22 protein-coding genes are annotated in these 17,983 nt (G+C 50.9%); 8 read left to right on the forward strand and 14 right to left on the reverse strand.

All coding sequences use genetic code 11. The features are described from left to right. Nucleotides 1-27: 27 nt before the first annotated feature. Nucleotides 28-1,314, reverse strand: a complete 1,287-nt coding sequence (locus CUN67_RS23955) for a methyl-accepting chemotaxis protein (protein WP_208717987.1) — start codon at nt 1,312-1,314, stop codon at nt 28-30. Between the two features lie 296 nt (nt 1,315-1,610). Continuing rightward, nucleotides 1,611-1,859 carry a type II toxin-antitoxin system Phd/YefM family antitoxin gene (locus CUN67_RS23960; RefSeq protein WP_208717988.1) on the reverse strand — a complete coding sequence of 83 codons (249 nt, stop codon included), beginning with the start codon at nt 1,857-1,859 and terminating at the stop codon, nt 1,611-1,613. Between the two features lie 295 nt (nt 1,860-2,154). On the opposite strand from CUN67_RS23960, the gene CUN67_RS23965 reads away from it, so the two are divergent. Next, on the forward strand, nt 2,155-2,361 hold the full coding sequence (locus tag CUN67_RS23965; protein WP_208717989.1) for a glycine zipper domain-containing protein: 207 nt from the start codon (nt 2,155-2,157) through the stop codon (nt 2,359-2,361). A gap of 42 nt (nt 2,362-2,403) precedes the next feature. Here CUN67_RS23965 and pncA read toward each other — a convergent pair whose 3' ends face one another. Both pncA and CUN67_RS23975 read right to left on the reverse strand, forming a co-directional pair. After that, nucleotides 2,404-3,162, reverse strand: coding sequence for a bifunctional nicotinamidase/pyrazinamidase (pncA, locus tag CUN67_RS23970; protein ID WP_208717990.1), 759 nt, complete (start codon nt 3,160-3,162; stop codon nt 2,404-2,406). A 14-nt stretch (nt 3,163-3,176) separates the two neighbouring features. Continuing rightward, nucleotides 3,177-3,557: a hypothetical protein gene (locus CUN67_RS23975; protein ID WP_208717991.1), complete on the reverse strand. Its 381-nt coding sequence runs from the start codon at nt 3,555-3,557 to the stop codon at nt 3,177-3,179. A 114-nt stretch (nt 3,558-3,671) separates the two neighbouring features. Between CUN67_RS23975 and CUN67_RS23980 the strand changes: the two genes are divergently transcribed. Next, entirely contained in the window at nt 3,672-4,322 is a 651-nt protein-coding gene (locus tag CUN67_RS23980) for a GntR family transcriptional regulator (protein ID WP_254711474.1), read from the forward strand. A gap of 43 nt (nt 4,323-4,365) precedes the next feature. On the opposite strand, the gene CUN67_RS23985 is transcribed toward CUN67_RS23980, so the two are convergent. From CUN67_RS23985 to CUN67_RS24010, 6 genes are read right to left on the reverse strand one after another with little or no spacing between them, the layout of a single operon-like run. After that, nucleotides 4,366-4,584 (reverse strand): FmdB family zinc ribbon protein, encoded by a 219-nt coding sequence (locus CUN67_RS23985; RefSeq protein ID WP_208717992.1) that lies wholly within the window; start codon nt 4,582-4,584, stop codon nt 4,366-4,368. Nucleotides 4,585-4,593: 9 nt separating this feature from the next. Continuing rightward, entirely contained in the window at nt 4,594-6,018 is a 1,425-nt protein-coding gene (gene hydA, locus CUN67_RS23990; RefSeq protein WP_208717993.1) for a dihydropyrimidinase, read from the reverse strand. 18 nt (nt 6,019-6,036) lie between these two features. Further along, nucleotides 6,037-6,978: a dihydrodipicolinate synthase family protein gene (locus CUN67_RS23995; protein ID WP_208717994.1), complete on the reverse strand. Its 942-nt coding sequence runs from the start codon at nt 6,976-6,978 to the stop codon at nt 6,037-6,039. Between the two features lie 7 nt (nt 6,979-6,985). After that, nucleotides 6,986-8,143 (reverse strand): NAD(P)/FAD-dependent oxidoreductase, encoded by a 1,158-nt coding sequence (locus CUN67_RS24000; RefSeq protein ID WP_302882667.1) that lies wholly within the window; start codon nt 8,141-8,143, stop codon nt 6,986-6,988. Further along, on the reverse strand, nt 8,140-9,555 hold the full coding sequence (locus tag CUN67_RS24005; protein WP_208717995.1) for an NAD(P)/FAD-dependent oxidoreductase: 1,416 nt from the start codon (nt 9,553-9,555) through the stop codon (nt 8,140-8,142). Before CUN67_RS24005 ends, CUN67_RS24000 begins: the two co-directional genes overlap by 4 nt. Beyond that, nucleotides 9,542-9,826, reverse strand: coding sequence for a (2Fe-2S)-binding protein (locus CUN67_RS24010; protein WP_208717996.1), 285 nt, complete (start codon nt 9,824-9,826; stop codon nt 9,542-9,544). Before CUN67_RS24010 ends, CUN67_RS24005 begins: the two co-directional genes overlap by 14 nt. A gap of 159 nt (nt 9,827-9,985) precedes the next feature. Here CUN67_RS24010 and CUN67_RS24015 point away from each other — a divergent pair, with 159 nt between their 5' ends. The 5 genes from CUN67_RS24015 (at nt 9,986) to CUN67_RS24035 (ending at nt 14,186) form a co-directional block, all read left to right on the forward strand. Continuing rightward, a complete protein-coding gene (locus tag CUN67_RS24015) occupies nt 9,986-10,804 on the forward strand; it encodes a transporter substrate-binding domain-containing protein (RefSeq protein WP_208717997.1) in 819 nt (272 codons plus the stop codon). 67 nt (nt 10,805-10,871) lie between these two features. Further along, entirely contained in the window at nt 10,872-11,540 is a 669-nt protein-coding gene (locus CUN67_RS24020) for an amino acid ABC transporter permease (protein WP_084878969.1), read from the forward strand. Beyond that, nucleotides 11,540-12,229, forward strand: a complete 690-nt coding sequence (locus CUN67_RS24025) for an amino acid ABC transporter permease (RefSeq protein ID WP_208717998.1) — start codon at nt 11,540-11,542, stop codon at nt 12,227-12,229. Before CUN67_RS24020 ends, CUN67_RS24025 begins: the two co-directional genes overlap by 1 nt. Then, nucleotides 12,207-12,944, forward strand: coding sequence for an amino acid ABC transporter ATP-binding protein (locus tag CUN67_RS24030; RefSeq protein WP_208717999.1), 738 nt, complete (start codon nt 12,207-12,209; stop codon nt 12,942-12,944). The genes CUN67_RS24025 and CUN67_RS24030 overlap by 23 nt, the downstream gene beginning before the upstream one ends. Before the next feature lie 63 nt (nt 12,945-13,007). Further along, nucleotides 13,008-14,186, forward strand: a complete 1,179-nt coding sequence (locus tag CUN67_RS24035; RefSeq protein WP_208719458.1) for a pyridoxal-phosphate-dependent aminotransferase family protein — start codon at nt 13,008-13,010, stop codon at nt 14,184-14,186. 96 nt (nt 14,187-14,282) lie between these two features. Here CUN67_RS24035 and CUN67_RS24040 read toward each other — a convergent pair whose 3' ends face one another. The 4 genes from CUN67_RS24040 to CUN67_RS24055 all read right to left on the reverse strand — a co-directional run bounded on the left by CUN67_RS24040 (nt 14,283) and on the right by CUN67_RS24055 (nt 16,682). Next, nucleotides 14,283-14,591: a HigA family addiction module antitoxin gene (locus CUN67_RS24040; RefSeq protein ID WP_208718000.1), complete on the reverse strand. Its 309-nt coding sequence runs from the start codon at nt 14,589-14,591 to the stop codon at nt 14,283-14,285. Next, nucleotides 14,591-14,878: a type II toxin-antitoxin system RelE/ParE family toxin gene (locus tag CUN67_RS24045; protein WP_208718001.1), complete on the reverse strand. Its 288-nt coding sequence runs from the start codon at nt 14,876-14,878 to the stop codon at nt 14,591-14,593. The genes CUN67_RS24040 and CUN67_RS24045 overlap by 1 nt, the downstream gene beginning before the upstream one ends. A 462-nt stretch (nt 14,879-15,340) precedes the next feature. Beyond that, nucleotides 15,341-15,667, reverse strand: coding sequence for a hypothetical protein (locus CUN67_RS24050; protein ID WP_208718002.1), 327 nt, complete (start codon nt 15,665-15,667; stop codon nt 15,341-15,343). Nucleotides 15,668-15,761: 94 nt separating this feature from the next. Beyond that, entirely contained in the window at nt 15,762-16,682 is a 921-nt protein-coding gene (locus CUN67_RS24055; RefSeq protein WP_208718003.1) for a hypothetical protein, read from the reverse strand. Between the two features lie 545 nt (nt 16,683-17,227). Between CUN67_RS24055 and CUN67_RS24060 the strand changes: the two genes are divergently transcribed. Further along, nucleotides 17,228-17,701, forward strand: coding sequence for a hypothetical protein (locus CUN67_RS24060; RefSeq protein WP_208719460.1), 474 nt, complete (start codon nt 17,228-17,230; stop codon nt 17,699-17,701). Nucleotides 17,702-17,983 lie beyond the last annotated feature (282 nt).

Consider the following 17,983-nt stretch of genomic DNA (forward strand, 5'->3'; position numbering starts at 1 on the left):
CCATTCGGCTCCCGTCCCGATAAATAGTCACACATCCAGACGATGGATGACATTAACAAATTCGTGCACGCCGCGGTTGATTTCGCGCAGGCTGCGCGAGAGATCGCTGATTTTATCCTGCTCGGTCACCACAAAATGTTTGACCTCATCCAGCTGTTGATACATTTGCTGGATCAGGCGCGCATTCTCTTCCACCACTTCGGTGATTTTTTTCGTGGCTGTTGAGGTGGAAGCCGCCAGCCGTCGCACTTCACCCGCGACCACGCTAAAACCGCGACCGGCTTCGCCAGCCCGTGCCGATTCAATCGCTGCGTTCAACGCCAGAATATTGGTTTGCGAGGCAATCAGGTTAATCGACTCCACCACTTCACTGATGCTTTTGGCGGAGGCGTTCAGCTGTGCACCGATCTCGGTAGCGGCATTTACCTGCTGTGCCACCAAGCCCGAATTACGGACGGTCTCATCCAGCACTTCATTGGCATTGTGGGTGATTTGCGAGGTTTGTTCCGAAGTGGTCACCGCGATATCCGCCACGCGTTTTGCGGCTTCAACGCGGCTGGTAATGTCCGACGCAATCTTGATGACCTTGTAAACCTTGCCATCGGCGTCATAGACAGGATTGTAGCTGGCTTCGAGCCAGATACGTTCTCCGCTGGCAGTTTTGCGCTCAAAGCGACCGACAAAATGCTGGCCTTTACTGATTTTTTGCCAGAAGTCAGGGTTCTCACGGTAAAAATTGTCGTAGCAGAAGATGCGATGATGTTTGCCGATAATCGCGGGCAGCTGATAACCCATGTGGGTGAGGAAATTGTCGTTAGCGCCGATGATATGCCCGTCGGGAGTAAACTCAATCACCGCCATTGAACGATCCAGCGCGGTGATGACGGCTTCTTTGTGCTCCAGCTCCTGATGCCGCGCGGTAATGTCAGTGGCGACTTTAATCACCTTGTAGACTTTGCCTTTATCATCGCTGACCGGGAAGTAGGTGGCGCTGAGATAGAACCGTTGCTGCTGCTTATTAAAGCGTTCAAAAATACCGTTGACCGACTCGCCTGTGGCCAGTGTCTGCCAGAAGCTGCGGTATTCCGGCGACTGGCTGTAAACCGGACTACAGAAAATCCGGTGATGTTTACCCTGTATTTCACTCAGGGTGTAGCCGGTAACCTCAAGAAACTGCGGGTTGGCGCTAAGTATTTCGCCATCAGGCAAAAACTCAATCCATGCCACATGCTGTTTGATCGCATTAATATCCTTCACTATGTTGCCATCTTTGGAGAAATGCAGCGCAAGGCTCAATTTTTTTACACCAAACATAAGACACCCCAGGAGGTTATCGCTATTCCGTTGAATAAGACATGTGCAGTGCCTTCTCTGGCTACGCTGACAAGGGCGTAACCTTCATGGCTTGCTGCATGATTTTTCCCTGCCGGACATGACGGATGCCTCTTCTGCACATCGCTGTGCAGGCCGGGATATGGTTGTCCTACCTACCTGGTGTTTTTCAAAGCGAGCTAAAACAGACCTGTAAAAGTCTATGCTGTGATCACTATCGGCAGAGGCGGGAAGAAGTTGAGTAAAGATTGAGAGATCGTCGTCAAAAATTTAAGATCTCATGCGTTCGACAGGTCCACATCCAGCAATGGCTGATCGTTGCGCTCATTAACCAGTTGGACCAGCCCATGGTCGTCCAGTGCATCGAGCATTTTTTCATAAAGCTCAGCAGGTACACAATAAAATGCGGGTTGATTGCGGTTCAGTATCGCCACCGGAAAGCCATCTCCGGCACTGACTGTTGCTATAGGATTTTTCTTTAGCTCACTGATGCAGGCACAGATATCACTCAGAATAATATGCGGCATACGGCCTCTCTTATGATTATTTAAGTGGTCTTTAATAGTATTGAACCCAAAATTTGTTAAATAGTCACGGATTTGAAAGAATGCCCTCCCTGGTTAGTTACAACAAACTTTTATGTACATAAAAAAACACACTAAAAATTAAACACTGTGCCCCTGATTGTTCAGTAAGAAACATGTCGAATCAGAGAGTTACAGTTTTTCCGCTTACCTCCTTAACCTGTTTATTCACCATTTGGATTGCGGTCGCTATTCTGAGATCCCGAGTAGTATCTCATTTCCTGTGGACTGAACTTAAATGCGTAAAATCTCGATCCTGGTCATCACTTTGAGCCTGCTGATGTCCGTGACTTCCCAGGCACAGGCAAAAGGATGTCTCAAAGGGGCAGCCGTCGGTGCTGCGGTAGGGCACCTCAAACATCATGCCGTTATTGGCGCAGCCGTTGGATGTGTTGTCGGCCATCATATGGCAAACAAGCAGCAGAAAAGCGCTGAACAAAAATAGCCGGGAAGGAGGTAGCGAACATTGTTCGCTACCTTTTGCGATTTAAGCGCGAACCACAGCGGTGATATCTGCTGAGTTAACTCTCTTAACGCCAGCGGCCTGCATTTTATCCCAGGCGTCAGCGAGAGAACCGTCCAGATCAATCCCTTTCGTTGCATCTTCAATGACGCTGACGTTAAAGCCTTTTTTAACCGCATCCATTGCAGTCCAGCCGACACAAAAGTCTGTCGCCACACCCACCACATAAAGTTCGCTGATCCCGCGCTCATTCAGATAGCCTGCAAGTCCTGTTGGCGTACTGTGATCGGCTTCTTCAAAGGCAGAATAGCTGTCCAGCTCTATGTTGTAGCCTTTACGAATCACTAATTGTGCTTTGTCCGTTTTTACCTGCTTGCTGATTTCAGCCCCTGAGCTGCCCTGCACGCAATGATCGGGCCATAAAACCTGCGGACCATAGCTGGTTTCAATAACATCGAGCGGTTTTTTCCCTTCGTGACTGCTGGCAAAAGAGATATGTCCTGCCGGATGCCAGTCCTGAGTTACAATAATATTATCAAACTTATCATACAGGCTATTTATGACTGGAATAATCACGTCGCTATCCTGAACCGCAAGCGCACCGCCAGGAAGGAAATCATTCTGCATATCAACAATGATCAATGCTCTTTTGCTACTCATTTTATTTCCTCTCAATGATGTCTTGTTACTCTCACCACTTTTCGCAAAAACACTCCCCGTTGCAGCCAGTGCCGTTGCTCCTAAGGAAGCTACGATTAATTTTCTTCTCGATATATTATGCATTTTATTCCCTTAATTTATAATGAATGATTTATTTTTACGCCATCCGTGCCTTTGGTATTGGCACGGCAATGAATACAACCCATTAGCTGTAACAACATTATTTTATGAGCAGCCATTGGGGGAGTGAAGTTCGTTTGCAATAATTTACGGCCAACAAGATGAGCCGTGATAATCATTAAGTCATTCCTTAATAAAATAAAGAACCCTCTTATTTTTTCACCGCCGTGTCCGGGGGAATCATTACCCTGTCGATACTGAAAACTTATTTTAGATCTCTTTTTATGCGGCCATCTCAATATCCGCAGGCAGCGTTGATCGCTCATACCGGAATGATACGCCAGCGTCACCGAGGGTGGTGAGCCACTGAGGTAAGGGCCTGATGACATCAGAGTCAATTATCATCCTGTTTTATCGGCTTTTCATGTCCACTAATTATCAGGCTTTACTGCTTTTTTCAATCGTACACGTATTGTATACTTTCCAGTAAATGTCTTGACGGTGAGTACCAAGTGACCTCAGTAAAACAAGCCTCTGCAGAAAAGTTAGGCGAAGTGGCCTATCAGATGCTTCGCCGTATGATCCTGGAAAAAACCCTCCGTAGCGGCGGGGCGGTAGTTGAAGGTCGACTGGTTGAAGAACTTAATATTTCCCGGACACCGCTGCGTGAAGCGTTGTTGCGACTCGAAGGTGAAGGGTTGCTGGTCAGATCAAGCGCACGTTCCTATTCCGTCCGCTTCATTAGCGCGCAGGAATATTTTCAAATCATGAAAGTCCGCGAACTGCTGGAAACCGAAGCGATTGCGCTGTCCATCAACAAAATTGATGCCGGAGTGATTGATCAACTGGCTGATCAGGTTCAGTCGTTATCTGCTGGTCAGCCCGAGCAAGCCTACTGGGAGGTTGATGATACCGTACATACCCTCTTTGCTCAGCATTCAGGCAATGCCGTACTGGCGCGGATGATTGAACAGGCCCGCACTCAGAGCCGGATGTTTGAACTGATCACCCCCTTTAACCGCATCGAAGAAGACCGTGAAGAACATATGGCAATCCTGCGAGCCTGGCAAAGCGGAGATGCCACAGCGGCCAGCCAGGCAGTGAGAACCCACCTCAGAAACCTGTCGACATTCGTGATGAAAAGGATCACCGAAGGCAACTAGCCGCGCGAGGGTCTGCGGCGGACGCATACCCTCGCCACGGGGATTACTTGATCTGCCCCGGGCAGCAGGGGCACCCCTCCACATGTAACGGATTACGGACCTCCGCGCCCGGTTTACTGCGCAGTAACACCGGCTGGAAGCTCAGCTTCCTTTCAGCATGTTGCGAGCAGACCGGACAGGGTGCCGGTTGATCGCGTTCCGCCACCGAGCGACGCAATTCAAACGTGCCGCAGTCCGGGCAATGATAGTCATAGTAAGGCATCACGTTCTCCTACCACTTACCCACTTCACCACGTTGAATGAAACGTCCCTGGCCGGTTTTGCCCACCCACTGGTCATCATTAACCAGCAGCTCACCACGTAATAAAACCTTCTTCACTTTGCCCTGAACCTGATGTCCTTCGAACAGCGTGAAGTCAACGTCGCTATGCTGTGTCGCAGCACTGATGGTGTGCTTTTCATTCGGATCGAAGATGACGATATCGGCATCGCTGCCCACCGCGATGGTGCCTTTTTGCGGGAAAAGACCGAAAAGCTTGGCCGGGGCCGTGGACATCAGCTCCACAAAGCGGTTCAGCGAGATACGACCACTGCGCACGCCGCCGTCATACACCACGGTCATACGCGTCTCGACACCGGGCACGCCGTTAGGGATTTTGGAGAAATCATTCGCGCCCAGCGGCTTCTGATTAATTTTTCCTAAGTGACCTTCTTTCATGCAGTAGGGGCAATGGTCGGTGGAGATCAATTGCAGGTCATCAGTTTTCAGTGCTGTCCACAGGGCGTTTTGTGCTTCTTTGGATCGCAACGGCGGGCTCATAACAAAACGCGCGCCATCAAAGCTGTCGGACTCATCGCTATCAGCGTAAGAAGACTCATCAAAGAACAGGTAATGCGGGCAGGTTTCGGCAAACACCGGGATGCCCAGGTCACGCGCTTCCACCACATGTTTAAGCGCTTCTTTTGCTGACAAATGCACAAAGTAGACCGGAGCTTCGGCCAGCTCTGCCAGTTTGATACCACGGTGGGTCGCTTCACCTTCCAGCAAGGCGGGACGCGTCAGGGCATGGTGGCGGGGGGAGGTGTGGCCCTGAGCCAGCGCTTCCTGAATTAACAATTCAACGATGGTGCCGTTTTCCGCATGCAGCGCGACCATGCCGCCATGCTGTCCCACCATGCGCATGGCCTGGAAAATGGCAGCATCGTCTGACATCACCGTACCCGGATAGGCCATAAACATTTTGAAGCTGGAAACACCTTCATGACGGATGGCATAGCGCATATCTTCCAGCACCTGTTTGTCCACCTCGGTGATGATGACGTGAAAGCCATAATCAATGCTGGCGACGTTGTCAGCTTTCGATTGTGCGCGTTCGATGGCCTGCAACGGGCTGGTACCATGATTTTGCAAAGCAAAATCGATAATGGTGGTGGTACCGCCAAATGCTGCCGAGCGGGTGCCTGATTTAAAGTTATCGGCGGTCACGGAAGGGCCAAAGGTATTTTCCATATGGGTATGGCAGTCGACACCACCGGGAAACAGCAGCATCCCGCTGGCTTCAATGATCTGGCAGTTTGCACCGGGTTGCAGGTTCAGCCCGATGCTGACTATCTTTTCATTCTCAATAAGAATGTCGGCGTGATAATCGTCGACAGCAGTGATAATGCGCCCACCGCGAATCAGGGTACTCGTCATGTTGTTCTCCGCTTGCAATCAGGAAATGGCAGTAAAGGATTGTGCAAAAGCCAGCGCCTTCGCTAACCGCTGGCGCTGCGCGTCATCAACGGCAGGCACGGGCGGGCGGGGCATGGCGTGGGGAAGATGCCCGGCAATATGCAGACAGGCTTTCAACCGCGCATTGGCATGGGTACCGGGCCAGGTGCCGTAAATCTCCTTCGCCAATGGATAAACAAACTGGTGCAATCGTTGCGCTTCAGCGAGGTTCTGTTCCTGCATCGCGTTGTACAGCGCCACCACCAGTTCCGGGACGACCGCCGCCAAGCTCACCAGGCTGCCATCGGTGCCCAGCGCAAAGCAGGTCAGCAGATGCTCATCACCCGAAGCCATCACTGCGACGTGCGGGGCAACCTCGCGGACCAGGCGCAGATTCGCCTCATAGGTGGCGGTTTCCCAGCTGCCTTCTTTCACCGCAACCACGTCAGGTAAACAGACCAATTGCTGCAGCAGGCTCGGTGGATAAGCCATGCCGCCGCTGCTCACCCCCGATTGATACAGCATCATCGGTAAGGCGGCGTTTTGGTTGGCGATCCGGTGGTGATTGAGTACCGTTTTATCGTCGGTAGAGAGCGTCCAGGAATAGGGGGGGAACAGCAGAATGGCGTCGGCCCCTGCGGCTTTCGCATCATCGGCCTGAGCCTGAGCATCGTAACTGTCCTCCGCATTCAGACCCGCTACCAGCAGGGTGTCTGGCGGGCACACCTGACGTGCCAGTGTCACCACCCGGCGTTTTTCCGCACGTGACAGCGCGAAGTTTTCGCCCGCATGCCCGTTAATCAACAGTCCGCGAATCCCTTCCACCTGAGAAACCTGGCGCAAATGCGCAATCAGGCTTGCTTCATCAATGTATTTGCCCGTCTCATCCATCGGACAGACCGTCGCCGCATACACACCCTGGTAATGGTGTAACTCTTTCATTTTGTTATTAGCCTCTGGAAAAGGAAGCGACCGCGTTGTTTTCAATGGATAGCAGTCGTGAGGGGTCGAAAAGGGGCATTTCCGGTTGCTGGCCTAAAATCTGCTGAGCCAGCAACTTGCCCATATAAGGGCCGCTGGTATAGCCGGAGTGGACGCATCCGATAACGTAGAGATCCGGGTGTTGCGGCACTGGCCCAATCATCGGCATCGCATCCGCGGTTTCGGACTCAAGACCGAGCCAGATACGGGCGACGCGGGCGGAGGCCAGCGCCGGCACTGCATGCTGTCCCAGCCGCAGGTTACCGATCAGGTTCTCGGGAATCGTTTCTCTGCCGCCCAGTTCACGTGAACCGATGCCCTGCCAGCCACCGCCAATCACCACGGTGCCATTGGCAAACTGCTTCATGGAGAGCAGGCCATTGGCGATGCTCAGGACCGAACGCATCACCGGCGGCATTCTTTCGGTGACAATCAGTTGGTTGATCAGCGTTTTCACCGGAATAGTCATGCCGACCATCTTCAGCATCGGCTCCAGCCAGACACCACCCGCCAGCACCAGCCGGGAGGACTCAACAGACTGACTACGATCTTCGCTTGCAATGCGATAACCCGCGCTTTGTCGTTCAATATGTCCAACCGGGAATTGTTCCATGATGGTCACTCCGGCTGCGCGTAATGCCGCATGAAACGCACGGCCAGTCAGATAGGCGCTGGCGAAACCGTCTATTTCACAGAAGGCTGCCGCCTTGATGGAGCCATTGATACCTGGATCGATCCTCATCGCCGCCTGCGGGGAGATTATCGAGATATCTGCGCCATATTCACGCCGCGCGGCGGCACGTTCTTCCAGGATTGCCACTTCGGCATCGGTAAAGGCGAGAGATAAACCGGGCGCATGGGTCGCCAGTACGCCCTGTCCCAGCCAGGTTTCTGGCTGCATCCACATTTCCCAGGCCTTTATGGCGTAGGGCACCAGTGCCGCGCGGGTCATGTGCAGCGTTAAGGTCCCGGCATTAACGCCGGATGCGCTGCGGCACAGGGCATTGCGTTCCAGAACCACCACGCGCATCCCGGCTTTGGCCAGAAACAGCGCGGTGGAGCAGCCCATAACGCCGCCACCCACGATGCACACATCAAAGCGTGATGAAGCGTTAAGTACACTCACAGGGGGGCCGCCTTGGGAATTGGAATGTCTGCATAGTCGTAGTCACCGGTCATATCGCTGATGGTGAGAGGACGAAGAGGAGTACGGGGAGAGAAGATCCCGACAGATTCACGCGAAACACCCTGTTTGTTTGCCAGCAGTTCGGCAGCAATGTCACCACAGGTGCGCCCCTGGCAGGGTCCCATGCCACAGCGCGTCCAGGCTTTTAGCTGGTTAACCTCCCGCGCACCAGCCTCGCAGGCCTGTTCAATTTCCGCCCGCGTCACGTCTTCACAGCGGCACACCACGGTATCCTGCGGGATGCTCTCAACATGTCCTTCACGCAGCGCCATCATCGCGGCCATCTTCTGCCCGAAACGGGCGGCATGCTGCCAGGCTTTGGTCAGGTTCTCTGCTTCAGGTGCGGGCATCGTTTCACCGCGAATGATGGCCACGCAGGCCAATCCGACCCGCTTACCTGATTCAACGGCCGCAGCGGCACCGCGAATACCGGCGCTGTCACCGGCCACAAACAGCCGTTCACGGCTGGTCTGGCCATTCTCATCCGTCCGGGCAATCCAGCCTCCCGCTTCGCGGGAATAATCATGCTTTGCATGCAGCAGACGCGTAATGTCGGAGGAGGGCGTCAGGCCATGACCCACGGCAACACAATCCACCAGAATCCGTTTAGTCGGGCCAGCGATGGGCCGCGCCGAAGCATCGCACGGAGCGAGTTCAGCCAGTAACTGATCGCCTTGCGCACTGACCTTCACCAGGGTATGGCGTGAGTAAATGGGGACTCTGGCGCGCAAAATCGGCAGGCCATAACTCAGGCTTTGTTTGAAAATGGCCGGGCGGGCCAGCAACGTAGCGGCTGTGCTGCACCACTCGCCCCGCGACGCAATATCCACAATCCCCATCACCTTGCCGCCTGCTTTGAGGGTATTACCCGCCACCGCCACCAGCAAAGGCCCACATCCGGCGACCAGGGTGGTGTTACCCGGCAAGGTGCGCTGCGATTTGAGTAAAATCGTGGCGGCGGCCAGGCCAATGACCCCCGGCAGAGTCCAGCCCTCGAAGGGGACAACACGTTCGGTGGTGCCATTCGCCACCAGCAGCACCGTCGTGGTGCAGGACATCGAACCGTCCGGCCCGAGCGCATCAACACGATAATCGCCGGTTACCGCCCACACGGTATGCCCTAAAAAGAGGCACACGTTGCTCCGTGATAGTTCATCACGCAGGGTTTCACCGGCCCTGAATTCTGCGCCGTCCATTTTTGCGTCTGGCATGATCGGTGCGCGATAAACCTGGCCACCGGCAGCGGAATTTTCATCGAACAGCGCGACACGCAGTCCTTTCGCTGATGCCAGCAGTGCGGCAGAAACACCCGCTGGACCGGCACCCAGGACGATCAGGTCATAATGATTCATAAGGATCGATATCCGGTACAGAGTGAACAATCAGATCAGCACTGGCCTCAGTTTTGCAAGCTAATACCCGCTTACCCTCCACCATGACCAGGCACTCCTGACACGACCCCATCAGGCAAAACATGCCTCTGGGTTGATGTTGGTGAGGACTGAAGCGCAACGTTTTGACGCCACTCGAAAAAAGTGCGGCGGCAATACTCTGGCCCGCTAATGCCATATATCCCTGATTGTCAAAAACGAAACGGACGTTTTTCCCCGAAGTGTGCTGCATAAAAGTCACCCTTTTTGGTCGACAACTGCTCATTGAGACTTGACAAGATGGAAGGCATGGTATCGTATACCAATCGTATATGTAAAGCATACGAAGTTTATATCGTTGGTAATTTGCCAACACCAGGGTAAGCAATCAGACGACACGGGGATTTAAATAATGAGTAAAATGAGTATGTTGGGAAAGATGGTCATCGCGAGTTGTATTGCCAGCGCGCTATTTGGTGCCGCAACAGCTAACGCCAGATCGCTGGATGAAATCATGAAATCCAAAACGCTGATCGTCGGCGTGAATCCAAATCTCCCACCGTTAGGGGTGTATGACGATAAAAATCAGATCTCAGGTTTTGATGCGACCGTAGCGAAAAAAATTGCCGATTCAATGGGCGTGAAACTGGAACTGGTTGCGGTAGGATCGAATGACCGTGTGCCATTTATCATGTCAGACAAGATTGATGCGGTGATGGGCGGGATGACCCGTAATGATGATCGCATGAAGGTGGTAGATTTCACTGATCCGGTCAACACCGAAGTTCTGGGCATTCTCACTACCGATAAAAAGCCATACAAAAAATGGCAGGATCTGAATGATCCGTCCGTGAAACTGGTGCAGGTGCGCGGCACCACGCCAATCAAATACATCCAGGACAATATTCCCAAGGCACAGTTGTTAATCCTCGATAACTACCCGGATGCCGTTCGCGCCATTGCCCAGGGCCGTGCCGATGCGCTGATTGACGTGCTCGATTTCATGCTGGATTACACCAAAAAATACCCCACCAAATGGCACGTCGTGGATGATCCGATTGAGGTGGATTACGACTGTATCGCCGTCAGCAAAGGCAACACAGCGCTGCGCGAGAAGTTAAATACCGAGATCGCCTCGCTGCATAAATCAGGCTTTATCGGCACCAGCTGGAAGAAATGGTTCGGTCACGCCATGTTGCATGATCCCACCGCCTCGCCAACGAAATACTGATTTTCGTTCTGACTAAATCGGGCGCCCGGAAGGTCAGGGCGCCCATGTGTGATTGAGCATTGTTCTGATGAACCTGAATTTTTTCCCTATTCTTGATCAGCTGCCTTACCTGTTAGGCGGAGCCTGGATTAGCCTGCAACTGGCAGTGCTGGCTTTCGCCTTTGGTATGGTTATTGCGATGATTTGTACCAGCATCCTGCGCTATGGCCCCAGACTGGCAGGCAAATTTATTAACGCGTATGTGATTTTTGCCACCAATACCCCTCAGCTGGTGCAGATCTATTTTCTGTTTTTTGCTCTGCCCGAAGTCGGTATTTTGCTTTCGCCCTTCACGGCGGTGCTGATCGGTGCCACTTTCAACGCCGGTGCCTATTTGTGTGAAATCCAGCGAGCAGGTTTCGATTCTGTACGCCGCATGGAAATCGAAGCTGCAGAAGTTCTGGGATTCTCACGTATCCAGATCATCCGTTACGTCATTCTTCCGCACGTGATCAAGGTGATGTTTCGCCCCCTTTCGAACCAGTTCATTGTTATGACTCTGGGTACCTCGATGGCTTCAATGTTTGGCGTCGAAGAACTCACCGGTCGCACCTATAACCTGAGTTCACAAACTTATTTGTCGGTGGAATCCTTCTCCGTGGCTGCCGTTATTTATATCGCTATCACCATCCTCGCCACCTTTGCTCTGGCCATTATGGGACGATTTCTGTTTCGCGCCAGGACGGGGGTATTTTGATGAGTTACTTCGACTGGTCGGAAATTACAGGGTTGTTCTCATATTACAACCTGTTGTTGTTATTGCAGGGGCTGGGGATCACGCTGGCGCTGTCGGCGTTTGGTTGCCTGATTGGTTTTCTTGCGGGCTTCGTGCTGGCAGTGACCATCAATACCAAAGCGCCGCTGCTGTCACCGCTGCGCGGAGTGGTACATGTTTATTTCTTTATTTTCCGGCGCATTCCCTTTCTGGTGACGTTATTTCTGGTGTTTTTTATCAGCCAATATTCCGGGCTGCGTTTTTCCACCTTCACCGTGGCGTTGATCAGCGTATGCATTATCGCCGCTGCCTACTTAGGGGAGATCATCCGCAGTGGATTGGAATCCGTACATCATAACCAGTGGGAAGCGGCGGTAACGCTGAATTTTTCCTATTTACAGACATTGCGTTACGTGATCATTCCGCAATCCCTGACGGTGGTGATTCCGCCAACCTTCAGTTTCTTCGTTATGTACATCAAAGACACGACGCTTGCCTCGCAGATTGGTGTGATGGAACTCACCTCCGCCAGCAAAATCCTTTCTGATAAAGGTTACTCGGCCACGCTGGTCTATGCCGTTGTCCTCATGCTTTATTTCATTGTGTCTTATCCGTTATCGCGTCTCGGTAAGCGTCTGGAGAGAAAAATTGCCACAGCTCGACATCATTAATTTAAAAGCCGCCTATAACGACCAGCCCGTGCTGGAAAATGTCACTTTATCGGTGGAGAAGGGCGACATCGTCAGCCTGATCGGACCTTCTGGTTCTGGCAAAAGTACCTTGCTGCGCGTGCTGATGGGATTGCTGCTACCGAAAGAAGGGCAGGTTTTGCTGGAAAACAGCGCGGTGAATTACACCAATAAAAACGAGTTACGTCAGCTGCGAGAGTCCATTGCTATCGTCTTCCAGCAATACAACCTGTTCCAGAATATGACAGTGCTGGAAAACGTGATGATCACACCCACCAAAATTAAAGGCTGGTCAAAAAAGGAAGTGGAGCAGGATGCACGGCGTCTGCTGGAACGAGTGGGGCTGTCACATCGCATCAATGCTTATCCTGATCAGCTCTCCGGCGGACAACAGCAACGTGTGGCGATTGCCCGCGCACTGGCGCTAAAGCCGACCATTCTGTTGCTGGATGAAGTTACGGCGGCACTTGACCCTGAGATGGTCAACGAGGTGCTGGATACTATCCGCGAGCTGGCCTCTGAAGGGATCACCATGTTTATCGTTTCTCATGAGATGAGTTTTGTCCGTGAGGTGTCGTCGAAGGTGGTGTTTATGGCAGATGGCCAGGTGGTGGAAACAGGTTCACCACAACAGGTGTTTGATGCCCCGACTCATGAGCGTACCCGCCAGTTTGTCAGCAAAATATTACGTCACTAACAGCAGGAATTTTCTTTGAACAAGCAAGTTTTCGGCCAGATAAATCCCCCGCAGCGCCTGTTAATGGGGCCAGGCCCAATTAATGCTGATCCCCGCGTATTACGGGCGATGTCAGCACAACTGATTGGGCAGTACGACCCGGCGATGACGGCATATATGAACGAAGTCATGATGTTGTATCGTTCCGTGTTCCGCACCACAAACCCCTGGACCTTGTTGGTTGATGGGACTTCACGTGCGGGCATTGAGGCGATTCTGGTGTCGGCCATTCGGCCAGGAGATAAAGTTCTGGTGCCGGTTTTCGGTCGCTTTGGGCATTTATTGTGTGAAATTGCCCGTCGTTGCCAGGCGGAGGTCCATACCATTGAAACGCCATGGGGTACGGTGTTTACCCCAGACCAGATCGAAGATGCCATCAAGCGCGTCCGGCCAGCCATGTTGTTAACCGTGCATGGCGATACATCGACCACCATGCGACAACCGCTGGAAGAGTTGGGGGCAATTTGTCAGCGTTATGGCGTGCTGTTTTATACCGATGCCACTGCCACCCTTGGCGGCAATGCCCTCGAAACAGATGCATGGGGTTTAGATGCTGTTTCCGCCGGGATGCAAAAATGCCTCGGCGGATCCGCCGGCACCTCGCCGGTGACACTGAGTGAGCCGATGGCCGACTACATCCAGCGACGTCGTCACGTTGAAGAAGGCATTCGCGATACCCGACATCATGATGGCGACGAACCCATCATCTCTTCCAATTATTTCGATCTCGCCATGATCATGGATTACTGGGGGAGTGAACGGCTTAACCACCATACCGAGGCGACATCAGCGCTGTATGGTGCGCGTGAGTGCGCCCGCCTGATTGTGCAGGAAGGCCTTGATGCAGGTATCGCCCGACATGCACTGCATGGCAATGCGTTACGTGCCGGAGTTGAAGCGATGGGGCTGGAAGTGTTCGGTGATCCTCAGCATAAAATGAATAATGTGATGGGTATTAACATTCCTGATTGCCTGCATGACCAGCAAATCCGTGAATGTATGCTTAACGATTTTGGCATCGAAATCGGCACCTCATTCGGCCCATTAAAAGGCAAAATGTGGCGTATCGGCACCATGGGCTACAACGCGCGCAAGGACTGCGTACTGCAAACCCTCGCGGCACTGGAAGCGACCATCAACCGTTATGGCTATAAAACTGTGCAGGGGAAAGCCATGGAAGCCGCGTGGAATATATATTCCTGATTAACTGACCAGTAGCGGCGCGATTTATCGCGCGGGTTTTCCATCATCAGGGCTGGAAGATGCGCGATAAATCGCGCCGCTACGGGAGACATGCTTTCAGGTATGTTGTGCTGACCTGTCAGGAGCTATATACAATGTTTTAATGGCGCTGACATCAGTATCCTGCTGAGCATGCCACAGATCATAGCCTGATTGCATCGCAAGCCAGTGTCGGGCAGTGCCAATTCCGGCAGCTTCGAGCTTCACAGCCATTTCAGGGCTTATCGCCGTCTCTCCACGCAAAACACGTGAAAGGGTTGAGGGTGCAACACCCAGCGCACGTGCAGCTGTATTAATTGATAACGCTAAATCTTCCAATGACTCAGCGATAATGCCGCCAGGATGTGGAGGGTTAAACATAGTCATCAGTGGTAATCCTCTAGATCTAAAATGTATGCGTCACCGTCCTTGAATTCGAACGTGATTCGCCAGTTTGCTCGAACGGTAACTGAATATGTTCCTTTTCGGTTCCCCGTCAGTGGGTGAAACTTATACTGAGAAAAAGCTGCGATCTCATCCAGTGTATCGGCGTTATCGATTACATAAAGACGTTGCCGTATCCGTTCCACATCTTTCTTATCGCTTAATACTCCTTTTGGATTGCCTGTCATAAAAAGTTGTTGTAATCCCTTATGTTTCCAAGTTTTTATCACTTCTCTTTTCCTGATTTTTTGCACGATGTTATTATAAATAATCATTGCGTGATGCGCAACGAGCAATGATTTCGATAAAGAGTACGCTGCAGGAAATCATGCAGGCAGCTGCAATCGCCGGGGTTTTCGCGCCGTTACGGGAGAGGTGGTATTCCGGAATGAATGGGATAGTTAATTTAACATAATTCACGTTACGCGTATTTTTATAACATTTTGATTTTTATATAAAAACACCTCATGGTTGAGCTTTCAGGCAATCGTGAGTGCGTTGCGTTGGCAGACCAGATTACGTGTGTTGACTGGAGAGTCAGAAAAGTGACAAAGAAAGGAACAGTCACCGCTTCGGAGCTTTCAGATATAAGAGCTAAAGCCAGAGCACTCATTGGCTAAGCCATTCCTGAGTGCTTTGTTTTCTTTAAGGCGGGTTCATCTTACATTTAACGCCATGCCTTGTGACCTCTGTCAATTTCGATGGCTGTGCACAAGTTGTATTGGCTCTTCATATTTTCCGGTAACTTTTTCGCGATGAAGCATTGAGTCAACAACGTTTCCCTGCACGGCAATCTGTGAGACGAGTTCGTCAAAAGATGTTGAACTGACAATGGGATCTTTCATGTAATTGATGTAGATGTAGCTTTTGTTGCCATCACCTTTAACATAAAGTATTGAATCCCTTTTTATCAGGTACTTACAACCTCCAACTGCATTAATGCAAAGCATAAGATCAAATCCAAAGGAAACGAAAGGTAAGATTATTCCTAATCCCACGAGCGGGATATGATCTCGCATAATCTTTTCGTTTTCTTTAAATAATGACACTGATGGAAAGGCTAACAGGTTCGATTCCGCTCAGTGACAGAGTCGAACCCGGATGTGAAGCCAATCAGCCGAGAGCAATGCCGGTCAGCGGCCCAAAGCTGGCGATAAGCTTAAGCGGTTGATCTGAATTCAGTTTGTATTGCCATAAATTGCCGCCCAGGTCGGTAATCCAAATCACCTCACGATGATGATCTAACGCCAACCCAATACCTTCGTCTAAACCCGTAGCAAGGATACGATGATGGCTAAACTCGCCATTGTGTACCGACGCACAGTTTAACGTGTTTCCCCCTTTCAGATTGTCTCCTCTGTCAGTCCAATACATCAGGTTATTGCTAAAATCGTATTCCAGATCAATCGGTTCCGGTAAATTTTCCATTACCGGCTTGATATCCTGACGTGTAGATGCCGTTTTTCCTGCAGGGAGAGTGAGCGATGCACGCATAATGCGCCCCTTCCCACCTTTTGAAGGCCCTTTTTGGGTCCAGTAGAGAAAACCCTGTTTTGAATCAATAGCGATTCCCACACAATGGCGCGTATAGTCTCTGGCATCCTGAGGAAAAACACCGGTCTGAATGAGTACCGACGGATCTGAACCCTCTTCTTTCGAGCGAAAAACACGCATCCCCTCGCGATCGCACCAGTAAAGATACCCATTTTCACTATCATGGATAAGTTGCTTACCCGTCACGAAAAGCCCATTTTCTACTAAGCGTTTACGGTCAGAACCGTCCAGGTTCGCGCTCTCAACACTGCCATCTGCCTGGAAAAATTCCAGGGTTTCAGGCTCCTTGTTCTCCCCCATATTTGTCCAATAAATCTTCTTATTTTTCACATCAACGGCAATACCATCTGGATGAGATCGCAGGCCTGAAATGATCGAAACACGCTCCCCGGTTTCAGGATTAAACCTAATGATGCTGCCATCAAGCGGTTGTAATAGATAAAGATTACTGGTGTTCATAACATCCTCTTCATAATTCATGCTGTAACCATGACCCAGGTTCCGCTTTCATCCCGGCGCTCAAATACTTTATAAGCATCAGTCGGCGAAAAATAAGTGCAAAGTGTGTCAACAGCATTTACCCAACCAATACCAGCTCCCTGACGCAGGAAAGTGTCCAGCGAGGGTGAAACGAAGAGAGTATCAAAAGTTGACCTGACTCCACATGGCCGATGTTATGACCAGAGAGCGACACGGCGCAGTAGAAAAATTAGGCTATGCTTGTTTACGGTAGTCCCACACATAAACGTAAAACTCTGGGGCTGTGGCACAGACACTGTAATGCATTGTTCTTATGGCATTTTCAGTCAGTATAAGGTTCTAATACATGTCGCCATTCACAACGTTGTCTTGTATTCCTTCGCGACCACGCCAGACCTCTCTCTGCACTAAGGGAAGGTACCCTGTCACTTTTCCTGCCTTATTTTGTCTTAATTTTCTCGTGCTGCGTTCTGACAACCATAATTAAATCGGACATCAAAATGCTTAAGACAATAAACCAGTACCTGGTACTTTCTTTATTGGTTATGGCTTTCATGAGCCAGGCCAGCGAGATAAATCTCTATTCTGTCAATACCGGTTCCTTTGTTTACCATCTGACGGGAAATCATGGGCAATACACCGAGAACTTCGAAAACAATTTCTTCTCTGTCGAACGCAAACTTTCTGAAGACTCAAAATACAGTATTCTCATCGGAACGATGAAAAACAGCTTCGATGACCGCTGTCTGGCGATGGGTGTGAGGAGAGACTGGAAAGACTGGGATAATGGCTGGGTTTTCAAAGGGGTATATGGCTATACCGGCGAGTTTTTCTTCGATGCATTCAAAAACTGTGGCGATCACGGTTCCTATCATGATTTCAAAAAGGCCACCGGGATCGGCTTCTCTCCCTATATCTATCATGGCTTTCAATACAATTTCACCAGTTATTTCGGTATCGAAACCGGCATCATTATCCCCAGCGTGTTTGTCATCACTGTGCAGTGGAGTTTCAGATAAAATAAACTCAGGAGGCGTCATTCCATCTGCGCCACCATCACTTCTTAAAAATTGTGACCTACCCCTCATACCTTTCCTTCTGCCTCGAAAAAATTATTGATAATAAAAACAAAATAATAGGAATACATAAACATCCATTAAATATGACAACTGTCACAAATTCATAATCAGGTCACTATTTTCCAGAAAAGGTTTCTTTTTTACTATATCTGCACTCAGGCAAACGGTGAAAGATACCGCCCACGAGGGAGATACCGATCCCAGGATTACGCTTCAGGAGTC

The organism is Pantoea cypripedii (assembly GCF_011395035.1).
Taxonomy (GTDB): domain Bacteria; phylum Pseudomonadota; class Gammaproteobacteria; order Enterobacterales; family Enterobacteriaceae; genus Pantoea; species Pantoea cypripedii_A.